The sequence below is a fragment of the Desulfonauticus sp. genome (assembly GCF_055126295.1).
The window spans coordinates 18,288-31,047 of record NZ_JBSRHE010000006.1 but is presented as its reverse complement, the minus strand read 5'-3'; the positions used below and the strand labels follow the sequence as shown (position 1 = coordinate 31,047).

Below are 12,760 nucleotides of genomic sequence, written 5' to 3'. Positions count from 1 at the left end.
TTTTATGAAAAATTTTAATTATTATGCAGAACTTCTAAGTTATACCCTATACTTGACTTCAAGAGAAGAAGAGTTCTCCTTTGATGAAATAAGTGAAAACTATAAAAAGCTTATTTCTCGCTCTCAAGAATTGGCTGAAAAAAACAATTTTACAGATTGGAAAGAGTATTTTTTTCCAATAGCTGCTTTTATTGATGAACAAATACTTTGCTCTAACCTTAAAGATAAGTCTAAATGGGTAAAAAATAAGTTACAAAAAACATTTTTTAACACTGATCAAGCGGGTGAAGAGTTTTTTCAAAAGTTAGAAAATATCCCTGACGAACAAAAGGATTTAAGAATATTGTACGAATTATGCCTGGCTTTGGGTTTTAAAGGTAAATATTATGATTCTATAACAGAAGGAAAGTTAGAGGACATAAAATATTCCAATTTAAAAAAACTAACTTCTAACCCCAATTTATCTTTACCCCAGTCTCTTTTTACTTCTTCTTACGAAAAAAACACTGCCAGGCAAAAAAGAAACTTTACTCCCTGGAAAGGAAACTCCTGGAAGACCTGGATAATAATTATTCTTCCTCTTATAATCTTAATAGGCCTGTATTTATTTTATTCTTATGAATTAAATCTCTTAATAGATAATTATTTTAAGGGCATATGATAAAACTATTACTTAAAACCTTAAAAATACTTCTTATTCTTGTTTTCATAATATCAATCGGCTACCTATCTTACTTTATCACCCAAAAAATGTCCTGGCCCCAATGGTCTAGTCTGATACTTTTCACTTTTGGCTTAGCTTTGCTTTTTGGTATTTTCTTTTTGAAAAAACTTTTTCTTCGAAAAAGAGAAAAAAAATTCATTAAACACATTATTGAACACGATACTACAGCTATTCAAGATTCACCTCATCCTCAGCGCTTAAAACTAGAAGAGCTTCAAGCCCACTGGAAAGAATCTATAGAAAAGCTACAAAACTCTCATCTAAGGAAATATGGCAATCCCCTATATGTGCTGCCCTGGTTTTTGGTTTTAGGTGAGTCTAGAAATGGTAAGACCTCTGCCATAAAAAATGCCAGGCTTAGTTCTGCCCTAACAGAGGTAAGCAAAGCTAGTGGTATTTATGGTACTCGAAACTGCGATTGGTGGTTTTTCAAAGAAGCTATTATTTTAGATACTGCTGGTAGATACGCTGTGCCCATTGAAGAAGGTCCTGATTTAGAAGAATGGAAAGAATTTCTCCTGCTTTTAAGTAAATATCGCAAAAAAGAACCCTTAAATGGCGTCATTGTAGTTATTGCAGCGGATAAACTCCTTCAAAACTCTCCTGAAGAATTAAAGGAGATAGGACAGAGTTTAAGACAAAGAATTGACCATATGATGCAAACCATGGGCGCCAAGTTTCCTGTTTATGTGCTTATTACCAAAATGGACCTGGTGTATGGTTTTACGGACTTCACCAGCATGTTACCTGAAAAGGCCCTTGAACAGGCCATGGGATATACCAATTCCAACCTCCATGCCACCTCTAAAGAAGTACTGGATCTGGCTAAAGAGGATATTGAAAACAAGTTAAATGAACTACTTCTCATCCTGGCCCATAAAACTTCTCCTCTAAAGCCTGGCGCTTTTACTTTTACTTTAGAAATGGAAAAGCTTTTAAACAAGCTTTCCTTTTTCCTGAATGGTGTCTTTGAGGAAAATACCTATCAGGAAAATGCTCTTTTTAGAGGCATCTATTTTTCCAGTGCCTTAAGAGAAGGTCTACCCAACTCTGATTTTTTAACTACCACCAAGTTAAATCCAGAAAATACCCCAGGCAATCTACCTTCAAATAAGGGAATATTCCTAAAAGATTTTTTTCAAACCATCTTACCCCAGGACAGGAATCTCATTTTCCCTTTACCTTCTTTTCTAAGTTGGAAAAAATTGGTCAACAACTTAGGGACTGTTACCTATCTTTTGTTGATGCTTTCTCTAGGAAGCTTACTCTCTTTAGCTTTTTACCTAAATGTAAAAAGCATATCTTCTTTTAAGGAAGAATTTCCCCAGCTTCCCAACCTTACTTCTCAAATAATAGACAACCTTCTCCTCTTAGACAAAATGCGCTTAAAAATATTGGATATGGATCAACAAAACCAAAACTGGCTTATCCCCAGATTTGGACTAACTCAAAGCCTGATTGTAGAACAAAAATTAAAAGAGCACTACAGTTCTCTATTCAAAGAAGGCTTTTTAGAAAACTTTGACCGCTATCTAGATTTAAAAATATCCCAAATAGATGAAAATACCCCCCCCTGAAATTTTTGTAGATTACTTAGCTTTCGTAGCTCTACGCATGTCCATAATAAATGACAACTTACAAAATAAAGATAACTACTTAACTAAAGAATTTATCTATATTACTAATGATTTGTTTCAACAAAACAAGAATGATAAGAATATAAGCAGTTTGAGTTATACTTTTATAGATAACTATTATACATATCTTAATTGGAATAAAGATAAAACTTATTTTAAAGAAAAATTATCAATATATAAAAACTTATTAAGAAAACTCCTGAGTAAAAAAGGTAAAGATTTACTTTGGCTTATAGATAAAAATATAGCTAACTCTCCCAGAGTTCATTTAAACGACTTCTGGCAAGTAGAATACATAGGTTCTTATCAAAATTAAATATATGTATCTTCTGCTTATACTAAACAAGGAAGAGAAAATATAAAAAAATTTATTCAGTTAATAAAAAATGACACTCAATATACTGACCTAAAAACAGATATAGAATTAAAGGAAGTGCAATTCTGGAAATGGTATAAAAATCAATTTTATCAAAAATGGTACAATTTTATTCAAAATTTTAATATTGCTCTATCTAGAATCAACTCTGAAGAAAGCTGGAAAGAACTGGCAGAGACAATGACTAAAAATTATAATCCTTACTTTCTGCTTTTGGATAAAGTTATTGAGGAAATTAATGCTCTGGAAAAGGATATTGGAAACCAAAAAGCTCCCTACTGGGTAAAAGAGTTAAAGAAAATATATAAAGTAAAAGAAAAATCTACAGAATTAACCCAAAAAAAACAGGGTTCTATCCTGGCTTCCTTAAAGTCTAAAGCACAAAATCTAACAAAAGATGTTACTCAAGAAGTAGATGAAAAACTTGCTCAAGAAGAGTTACAATTAATTGAAAGAGCAAAAGCCTTTTTAGATTACCTTCAATCCCTGAACATAAGTATTAGTGTAGCTACAGAGCAAGAAGCCTTTGAAGAATATAAAAAGACCTTTCTGGCAGACGCTCTGGATAAGAGCGAGTTAGTTACTGCCTATAAAAAATATTATCGTTTCAAGCTTTCTATGAATCCTTACCCTGATACAAGCTATGTCTATGACTTAGTCTTTGGCCCTCTAGACTTTCTGTTAGACTTTAGTTCAAGAAAGGCTAGTTGTTACTTGGAAAACAAATGGGAGCAGGATGTATTAAGTGTTGTTAAGGCAAGCGATGAAGATAGCCTTACTCAAAATCTATTTAAAAAGGATGAAGGAGCTCTTTGGAAATTTTACAATACTTACCTCACTCCTTTTATCATTGGTGGAGAAAATGGTTATAAATTAAAGCCAAATTTTAGAAAGATGTATCTTCCTTTTAATAAGGAAATTTTATCCCTTCTTCAAAAAAGTAACAGACTAAGTCTAAATCAAAAAGACAATTATTCTATAGAATTAACTACTATACCCATAGAGGTTAATACCAAAGCCAATGTAGTTCCTTATTATGTAAGTTTAAAAGTTAACTGCTCTGACACCAATTTTACTCTCAACAATTATAACTATCCTCAAACCTTAAAGTTTAACTGGTCTCCCCAAAAATGCGGTGATACCACCTTAAGTATAATTTTTTCTGATTTAAGTTTACACAAAAACTATCCTGGTTCTTTAGGTTTTGCCAGGTTCTTACAGGATTTTAAAAATGGGAGTAAAACTTTTTATCCTCAAGATTTTCCTTCTAATCAAGAATACTTAAAAAAAGCTAATATAAAATGGATAAAAATAGGTTATAAATTAAAAAATCAAGAAGATATCTTAAACTTACTTAATTCTACCCCAAAAACCATACCTCAAACAATTATTGAGTGTCCCTTTGAGGAGTAACTTAAATATGGATTTGGAAAATTTAGGCCAACTTCCCATAAGTGAAGATAAAAGAGCTGGAGAAGATGTTCGCTATGAACCTGAATACGAAGCAGTCCAGCAAGAAATAGACAAACTTTCTTCCCCTACAGCTACTACACCTCCAGATTGGGAAAAAGTCGCCAAATTAAGCGAGTTAATCCTGAAAGAAAAATCCAAGGATTTAATTATTACTACCTACCTGGGAATTGCTCTTTTTCATCTACAAGGAATACAAGGTCTATTTATTGGCACAAAGATTTTACGCGATATACTTTATAACTTTTGGGATGAGCTCTATCCTCCTAAAAAAAGAATGAAAGGAAGAAAAAATGCTTTAAACTGGTGGAAAGAAGAAATAGAAAAACACTTAAAAGGAGAGCAAGAATATAAAGTTGAACAAAATGAAAAGAAAGCCTTGTTAAAAGACCTTGAGGATATAGATAAATTTATTGCAGATAAGTTGCCAGATGGTCCTTCTTTTCTCAACTTAAAAGAAAACCTGGAAGAAATAATTACTGCCCCTTCAGAGAGTTCTATTCCCCCGCCTTCTCCACCTTCAAATCCACCTCCCTCTTCTCCACCACCTGATTTTTCTCAAAAGCCCTCACCAGAACCTGCCTCTGCTCCAGAACCAGCCGCAAGTGAAGAAAACTCCCAGGCCTTAATGGAACAAGGATTTTCTCTCTTAAATAAAGCCAGCCTTATTATAGCTAAAGAAAAACCCTACTGGCCAGAGTTATTTAGATTAAACAGAATTGTAAGCTGGCTAAATATAGAAGATAAACCCATGGCTGAACAGGGAAAAACCTTATTACCACCTCCAGATCTAACTATTATAAACGCCCTGAAAAATCTCTATCAAAATCAAGACTGGCCAGCACTCCTAGAAACTGCTGAAGCTTATGTGCCTCAATTCTTATTCTGGCTGGATCTGAGTCGTTATTCTAAAGAAGCCCTAGAGAATCTCGGACAAAACTTAGCTGCCAAAGCCATAGAACAAGAAGTAAAGTGGTTTCTAAACAAACTACCAGGGATAGAGCAGCTTTGTTTTTCAGATAATACTCCCTTTGCTGATACCAATACCCAAAAATGGTTAAAAACTTTAAATAAACCTGTCTCTAGTTCACTCCCCTTATCTGATATTACCAATCACGATGAACTTTTTAAAAAAATAGACACAATTTTTACCTCAATAAAAGAAAACATTAAATCCAAAGGACTGCAAGAAACTTTATTAAAATTACAAAAGGAAATATCTTTAACCCAAAGTAAAAGGGAAAAGATATTCTGGTATATAAAACTTGTAAATTTATTCTTGGAACAAAACCAAAATAAACTATATTTTCCATATGTTTACAAGATACTAAATTTTATAGCAAAGTATAAATTAGACGAATGGGAACCTGAATTAGCTGTACAAGGTCTGGTTGCTTGCCTTAAAGTATTACAAACCGGTAAAGATAACCATCAAGATATGCTAGAAAGTATTTACGATAAATTATCCTTACTTAACCCAGCAATAGTTTTAAATTTTTTATAAATAAAAAACCAAGAAGGGATTAACATGTCTAAAGAAGCATCTGTTGCACCTAAAGAAAGGGTAAACATAGTTTATAAGCCAGCTACAGGAGACGCCAAAGAAGAAGTGGAGCTTCCTTTAAAAATGATGGTTATGGGAGACTTTACTGGACAAGAAAGTGAAGAACCTTTGGAAAATAGAAAGGCAATCAATGTAGATAAAGACAATTTCGATGAAGTATTGGCAGGAATGAAAGTAAAACTAGATACAGTGGTTAAGAATGAATTAAGTGACGATCCAGATGCAGAAATGAGCTTAAGTTTAGAATTCAAAAGTATTAAGGATTTTGAACCAGATGCTATTGTAGAAAAGGTACCAGAACTAAAGAAGCTAAAAGAGCTTAGAGATGCTCTAAAGGCAGTAAAGGGACCACTGGGTAATATTCCAGAATTCAGGAAAAAAATAACTGAATTAGTAAAGGATAAAGATAAAAGAGACAGGCTATTTAAAGAATTAGGTATAGAAGAATAAGGGGGATAAAATATGTCTACTCAACAACAAAAAGAAGAAAAAAAACAAACAACTGAACAAGAAAGCTCTCTTCTAGATGAAATTGTCCAAGCCACTAAATTAAAGCCAGAAGATGAAGGATATGAAGTCACCAAAAAAGGTATAAGCGCTTTTCTGGATGAACTTTTAACCTCCCAAAAAGAAGACTTACGCATCTCTGCTCCTATGATAGATGAAATGATAGCTCAAATAGACCAAAAAATAAGTAAGCAAATGGATGCTATTTTGCACAATAAAGACTTTCAAAAGCTAGAATCTGCCTGGCGCTCTTTAAAGTTTCTAGTAGATAGGATAGATTTTAGAGAAAACATAAAAGTGGAAATCTTAAATGTGACCAAAGAAGAGCTTTTAGAAGATTTTGAAGACTCACCAGAGGTAGTTAAGTCTGGCCTGTATCAAAAAGTATACACTAAAGAATACGGCCAATTTGGGGGTCAACCCTATGGCCTGTTGGTAGGTAATTTTGAATTTAGTCATAATCCCAGGGATATAAAACTACTCCAAAACATTGCCAGCGTAGCAACCATGTCTCATGCTCCCTTTATCGCCGCAGCTAGTCCTGAATTTTTTGGCATCAAAAGTTTTGCAGAGCTTCCTAATCTCAAAGATTTAAAGTCCATCTTTGAAATGCCTCAGTACACTAAGTGGAATGCCTTTAGAGAAAGTGAAGATGCCAGAAATATAGGTCTGACCCTTCCTAGGTTTTTGCTTAGACCTCCTTATAACCCTGAATCTAATCCTACTAAAAACTTTAATTACCACGAAGACGTGTCTGCTGGAGACTCTAATTTTCTCTGGGGCAATACTGCTTTTGCCTTTGCTTCCAGAGTTGCAGATAGTTTTGCCAAATATCGCTGGTGTGCCAATATCATTGGCCCTCAGGGAGGTGGAACTGTAGAAGACCTACCTCTTTATCAATATGAAGCCATGGGAGAGTTACAAACCAAAATTCCCACAGAAGTACTCATCTCTGAAAGAAGGGAGTTTGAACTGGCTGAATTAGGCTTTATAGCTCTTACTATGCGCAAAGGTAGCGACAATGCAGCCTTTTTCTCAGCCAATTCTGTCCAGAAACCCAAAAAGTTTGCCAATACAACCGAGGGCAAGCAGGCAGAACTAAATTACAAGCTGGGCACGCAACTTCCTTTATTGTCAGCAGGCTGGCCCATTATCTCAAGGTTATTCAAAGAGAAAATATTGGCTCCTGGAAAAATAGAGGTGAGTTAGAAACAGAGTTAAACAAGTGGATTAGTCAATACGTATCTGACCAGGACAATCCATCTCCAGGCGTTAGAAGCAGAAGGCCCCTGCGCAAGGCCCATATCCAGGTATCAGATGTAGAGGGAGAACCTGGCTGGTATAGAGTAAGTATGATGGTGCAACCTCACTTTAAGTACATGGGAGCATCTTTTACTCTATCCCTAGTAGGTAAATTGGATAAAGAATAAACTAAAAGGAGGCATTAAATCATGGCTATGACAGGTTATTTGACCTTAGAAGGTAAAAACCAGGGTAAAATTGAAGGTGATTGCACTCAAAAGGGTAGAGAAAAGACTCTCTTAGTCTATGCCATAAAACACGGAGTGGAAATCCCCAGAGATAGTTTAAGTGGACTTCCTACAGGACAGAGAGTGCACAAACCCTTTATCATCACCAAGCATGTAGATCCCAGTTCTCCTCTCCTTTATCAGGCCTGTACCTCTGGAGAGCAAATGAAGACCTGGCAGTTGGACTATTATCGCATCAATGACAAAGGCCAGGAAGAACTCTATTTTCAAGTAAAGCTGGAAAATGCTATTGTAGTGGCAATTGAGCATTATAAGCCCAATACCTTAGACGCTACCCAAAAGGCCCTTCCAGATTTAGAAGACGTAGCCTTTACTTACAGCAAAATTACTTGGTCCCACAAAACTGCCAATAAAGAAGCAGAGGATGATTGGAGAGCTCCTAAAGAAGGTTAAACTATGGCTGAAGAGAGATTGCTGGAGAGAATCTATAATCTGGAAAACCCAGAATCCCAAGTGGGGACAGGTATCTCTCGGGCAATCTCTTCAGTCCTCAATCACTTAAACCTCCTCCTCAACACCCGTAAAGGAAGTGTACTTTTAGACCTTGAATTTGGGATACCTGACTTAACCAATTTTCCCTCAGAAAGCATGGAAACCATGGGGCAAAAAATGGCTACAGAAATTCAACACTTTATAAGCAAATATGAGCCCAGACTAACCAGAGTAAAAATCATTTATGAACCCAATCCCAGGCAAGAATTATCTCTACATTTTCGCCTGGAAGGTTTTTTAAAAGAAAAAGGAAATATCCCCATTACCTTTGAAACCTGGATAGACCCCAACGGACAAGTAAAAATAAGTGAGTAGGTATGCAAGAATATTATCAACGACAACTCTATAATTTAAGAGTACTAGCTAAAGAATTTGCCCAAAAACATCCCACAGCAGCGCCCATGCTAAGTGGTGAATCTGCAGACCCAGATGTGGAAAGACTTCTGGAAGGAGTGGCCTTTTTAACAGCTCTTATTAGAAAAAAAAATAGATGACGATTTTCCAGAAATCATTCACAATCTGGCAGCCATAATCTTCCCTCAATTCTTGAAATCTGTACCTGCTACTTCCATTGTCAAATTTTTTCCCAAAACCAGTCTGAGTAGTCCTTTAACCATACCTAAAGGAATTTCTTTAAGCACTCCTCCTATTGAAGAAAAAGGAAGGTGTATTTTTCAAACCTGCTTTGAGACTAAAGTTTACCCCTTAGAAATTGTACAGGTAGAAAAAGAAGATATACCTGGCAACAAAGAAAAAATCACTATTACCCTCAAAAGCAAAATGGACCTAAAGAGCCTCTCCATAGATTATCTGGATTTTTTCTTACACGGAGATTTTATCACCGCAACTGAAATTTTCTTAGCTCTTACCACTAACTTAGAAGATATTGTACTTACCTATCCTCAAGATAATACAAAGGAATATTTAGGAAATAAAAGCCTTTATCCTCTGGGGTTTGATCCTCATAACTCTATTTTACCTCTGTCAGAAAATATTTTCCCAGGATTTACCTTAATTCAAGAATATTTTCTTTTACCTCAAAAATTTCTCTTTTTACGCTTAACAAATTTAAATAATAGATTAAAATCTACAGAGGAAGTTAAGCTATCTTTTATATTTAAAAATAGAAATAGGAATTTAAAACAGGTAGGATTAGATAACTTTGTTTTATATGCAACTCCAGTTATCAATATTTTTGAAAGTGAGTCTGAACCAATTATATTAGAACATACAAAAGAAAAGATAAGAGTGCTTCCAGAAAGACAGGAAGAGTTAGATCCCATAATATATGACATACAGGAGGTATCTGGATATGTAGAAGGAAGTGTGGAAAAAATTGATTACCTTCCCTTTAGCATATTTACCCCTACCAAAGAAAATCAAATTTATTACCAGGTTAGACACTCTCTTTCTCCTGTTAGCAACAAACCAGAAACCTTTTTAAAAATATTTTATCCAGAAAAGTTAAAAGAAATAAAAAAGCAAACCATAACCTGCAAACTACTCTGTACCAATGGAAGTTTAACCGAAAAAATACATTTAGGAGATATATCTGAGCCTACCAGTAATTCTCCAGAAACTGTTGAGTTTAAAAATATAATCCCAGTAACTTCCAGTGTCATGCCTCTTCTCAGTAAGGAAAAACTTTGGGATTTCATTTCTCATATCTCCTTAAATTTACTGTCTCTAGCTAACACCCAGGGTTTGAAGAAAATATTAAAATTTTACAATTTTCAAGAAAGAACAGATAAAGCAAAAGTTTTGGCAAATGACAAAAGAATAGACTCCATTAAAGATATACAGGTAAAAGCTGTAGATAAAATAGTAAAAGGAATAATACTCAGGGGAAGAGAGGTTTTACTAACTCTTAATCAAGAAGAATTTGCCTCTACAGGAGATATGTATCTCTTTTGCTCTGTTCTAAAGGAACTTTTTAGTCAATATACGCACTTAAATTCTTTTATAAAACTAAAAGTAACAGATTTATCTGGAGGAATAAACTTTACATGGCCAACAACCATAGGACGCAGAACTCTGATTTAATAGAGCACCTAATTGAGAAGAGCAGTCAATTTTCTTTTATCCAGGCTTATAGACTACTTTGCCTGATTTTAAAGGAAAAAGGTGTTTCTGAAGTAGAAGAAATCATTAGAATAAGGCCAAAACTTTCTTTAGATTTTCCAGGTACAGATATAGTAAAAATAGAAAAAAGGGAAACCAACCATTCCTATCAATTTGATATCACAACTACCTTTCTTGGACTTTATGGAGCCTCTTCTCCTCTTCCTACTTATTATACAGAAATGCTTTTGGAAGAAAAAGAAGAAGATAGGAGTATTACCAGAGATTTTATTGATATCTTAAACAACCCTCTTTACCATCTTTTATTTCAGAGATGGTCTAAGTATGAGTTAGGATATAAGATAATTGAAGAACAAGATACCGCAACTATAGATAGATTATACGCTTTAATTGGTTTAAAAATAGAAGAATTTAGAGAAAAAGTAGAAAATCATACAATATTTTTAAGCTACATTGGGCTTATTTCCCAATTCCCCAGATCTGCTACTTCCTTAGAAATTCTTTTAAAAAAAATCTTAAACCTCCAAGACCTGGAAATTGTCCAGTGTGTTTTTAGATGGGCAAGTATTCCTCAAGAACAATGGCTACACTTGGGCCAATTTAATCATAGCCTGGGAGAAAGCACTTATCTAGGGGAAAAGATACAAGATAGAATGGGAAAATTTGCAATAATAATTGAGATAAAAGAATTAAAAGAGCTCTTACACCTACTTCCCTTTACTGAAAAATATAAACAACTAATACAAATTATAGATTTTTATCTAGATCAGCCTTTGAAATGGGATTTAATAGTGAAGTTGGATTCCACTATAATAAATCCCATTAAACTTGGACAACAAGAAACAGGCTATCTAGGATGGAATACCTGGTTGGGTAAAACTAAAACCAACCAAAGACAGAAAATATGTCTTGCGCAACATTAAAGGAGAAAATCAGATGGTAAGTGTTGATTTAAAAGGCTTAATAGAAAACTTAAATGAAGTATGCACTTCCACCTTGCATGGAGCTGCAGGACTATGTGTATCCAGAACCCACTATGAAATAAGTTTAGAACACTTTATTCTAAAAATTTTAGAAGAATTAGAAGCTGATTGGTTTTTGATCTTAAAACATTTTTCTGTTGATATAGAAAGGCTTAGAAGGCTTGTGGAGCAATCTTTAGAAAATCTAAAAGTCGGCAATACAGGGAAACCTGTTTTTTCTCCTATACTTATAGAACTTTTTTCAGATAGCTGGCTTATATCTTCCATAGATCTTAAAGATGACCAGATTAGATCTGCTAGTTTGCTTATGGCTCTACTTAAAAGACCTAACTTTTACCTATTAGAAAAATATGGAGAGTTATTAAAAAAAATAAACCTCCAAAATCTAGAAGAAAACTTCTGGAGTATCCTGGAAAATTCTAAAGAAAATCCAGTTAGTAAAACAGAAAAAGGAAAAACTCCTTCTGCCCAAAAGGGAAGTTTTTTAGACCGCTTTTGCATTGATTTTACCCAAAGAGCAAAGGAAGGAAAAATAGACCCTGTGTTTGGAAGAGACAAGGAAATAAGACAAATTATAGATATCCTGGGCAGAAGAAGAAAAAACAATCCCATCTGTGTAGGTGAACCTGGAGTGGGTAAAACAGCAGTGGTAGAAGGCCTGGCCTTACGCATTGCCCAACAGGATGTCCCTGATTTTTTAACAGACGTCTCCTTACTAGGATTAGATTTGGGGTTATTAGAAGCTGGCGCAGGCATGAAGGGTGAATTTGAAAACAGATTAAAGGGAGTAATTGACGAAGTAAAGGCCTCGGAAAAGCCCATTATCCTCTTCATAGATGAAGCCCACACTCTAGTAGGGGCAGGAGGCTCTGCAGGCGGAAGTGACGCAGCCAACCTCTTAAAACCAGCCTTAGCCAGAGGAGAATTAAGAACTATAGCAGCTACCACCTGGAGTGAATATAAAAAGTATTTTGAAAAAGATCCTGCCCTTGCTCGAAGGTTTCAACTGGTAAAACTTGATGAACCAGATGTTTCAACTACCAAGTTAATTTTAAGAGGAATAAAAAAGAATTATGAAAAGTCCCATAAAGTAGTTGTTAGAGATGATGCCATTGAAGCCTCTGCTAATTTAGCTCATAAATATATCACTGGCAGATTTCTCCCAGATAAAGCCATAGACTTGTTAGACACAAGCTGTGCAAGGGTAAGAATAAACCTTACCTCTAAGCCAGCAGAAATAGAAGATAAAGAAAGACAAAAACAAGCCATAGAAAGAGAAATAGAAGCTTTAGACAGAGATGCACAAAACAACATTACTATAGACAAAATACATTATAAAAATTTAAAAAACAAAATAAAAACAATAGAAAAATAG

14 protein-coding genes are annotated in these 12,760 nt (G+C 34.7%); all 14 read left to right on the top strand.

From position 1 onward, the window contains the following. The first annotated feature begins 4 nt into the window (after positions 1–4). Positions 5–661, top strand: a complete 657-nt coding sequence (locus tag ACTCIM_RS05395; RefSeq protein ID WP_464280153.1) for a DotU/TssL family secretion system protein — start codon at positions 5–7, stop codon at positions 659–661. A 161-nt stretch (positions 662–822) separates the two neighbouring features. After that, positions 823–2,301 (top strand): type VI secretion protein IcmF/TssM N-terminal domain-containing protein, encoded by a 1,479-nt coding sequence (locus ACTCIM_RS05390; RefSeq protein WP_472314317.1) that lies wholly within the window; start codon positions 823–825, stop codon positions 2,299–2,301. Positions 2,302–2,338: 37 nt separating this feature from the next. Next, positions 2,339–2,677, top strand: coding sequence for a hypothetical protein (locus ACTCIM_RS05385; protein WP_472314315.1), 339 nt, complete (start codon positions 2,339–2,341; stop codon positions 2,675–2,677). Between the two features lie 117 nt (positions 2,678–2,794). Continuing rightward, positions 2,795–4,150, top strand: a complete 1,356-nt coding sequence (locus tag ACTCIM_RS05380) for a hypothetical protein (RefSeq protein WP_472314313.1) — start codon at positions 2,795–2,797, stop codon at positions 4,148–4,150. A gap of 7 nt (positions 4,151–4,157) precedes the next feature. Further along, positions 4,158–5,711: a type VI secretion system protein TssA gene (gene tssA, locus ACTCIM_RS05375; protein WP_472314311.1), complete on the top strand. Its 1,554-nt coding sequence runs from the start codon at positions 4,158–4,160 to the stop codon at positions 5,709–5,711. A gap of 24 nt (positions 5,712–5,735) precedes the next feature. Further along, entirely contained in the window at positions 5,736–6,221 is a 486-nt protein-coding gene (tssB, locus tag ACTCIM_RS05370; RefSeq protein ID WP_029968885.1) for a type VI secretion system contractile sheath small subunit, read from the top strand. Positions 6,222–6,233: 12 nt separating this feature from the next. Continuing rightward, a complete protein-coding gene (gene tssC / locus ACTCIM_RS05365; protein ID WP_472314308.1) occupies positions 6,234–7,487 on the top strand; it encodes a type VI secretion system contractile sheath large subunit in 1,254 nt (417 codons plus the stop codon). After that, a complete protein-coding gene (locus ACTCIM_RS05360) occupies positions 7,409–7,708 on the top strand; it encodes a hypothetical protein (protein ID WP_472314387.1) in 300 nt (99 codons plus the stop codon). Before tssC ends, ACTCIM_RS05360 begins: the two co-directional genes overlap by 79 nt. A gap of 21 nt (positions 7,709–7,729) precedes the next feature. Continuing rightward, positions 7,730–8,221 (top strand): Hcp family type VI secretion system effector, encoded by a 492-nt coding sequence (locus ACTCIM_RS05355; RefSeq protein WP_029968883.1) that lies wholly within the window; start codon positions 7,730–7,732, stop codon positions 8,219–8,221. A 3-nt stretch (positions 8,222–8,224) separates the two neighbouring features. After that, entirely contained in the window at positions 8,225–8,635 is a 411-nt protein-coding gene (gene tssE / locus ACTCIM_RS05350; protein WP_464280159.1) for a type VI secretion system baseplate subunit TssE, read from the top strand. Positions 8,636–8,637: 2 nt separating this feature from the next. Continuing rightward, complete coding sequence (locus ACTCIM_RS05345; protein WP_472314306.1) at positions 8,638–8,814, top strand: type VI secretion system baseplate subunit TssF; 177 nt, start codon at positions 8,638–8,640, stop codon at positions 8,812–8,814. Continuing rightward, a complete protein-coding gene (gene tssF, locus ACTCIM_RS05340; RefSeq protein WP_472314386.1) occupies positions 8,807–10,363 on the top strand; it encodes a type VI secretion system baseplate subunit TssF in 1,557 nt (518 codons plus the stop codon). Before ACTCIM_RS05345 ends, tssF begins: the two co-directional genes overlap by 8 nt. Beyond that, positions 10,327–11,325 (top strand): type VI secretion system baseplate subunit TssG, encoded by a 999-nt coding sequence (tssG, locus tag ACTCIM_RS05335; protein ID WP_472314304.1) that lies wholly within the window; start codon positions 10,327–10,329, stop codon positions 11,323–11,325. Before tssF ends, tssG begins: the two co-directional genes overlap by 37 nt. A 13-nt stretch (positions 11,326–11,338) precedes the next feature. Further along, positions 11,339–12,760, top strand: coding sequence for an AAA family ATPase (locus ACTCIM_RS05330; protein WP_472314301.1), 1,422 nt, complete (start codon positions 11,339–11,341; stop codon positions 12,758–12,760).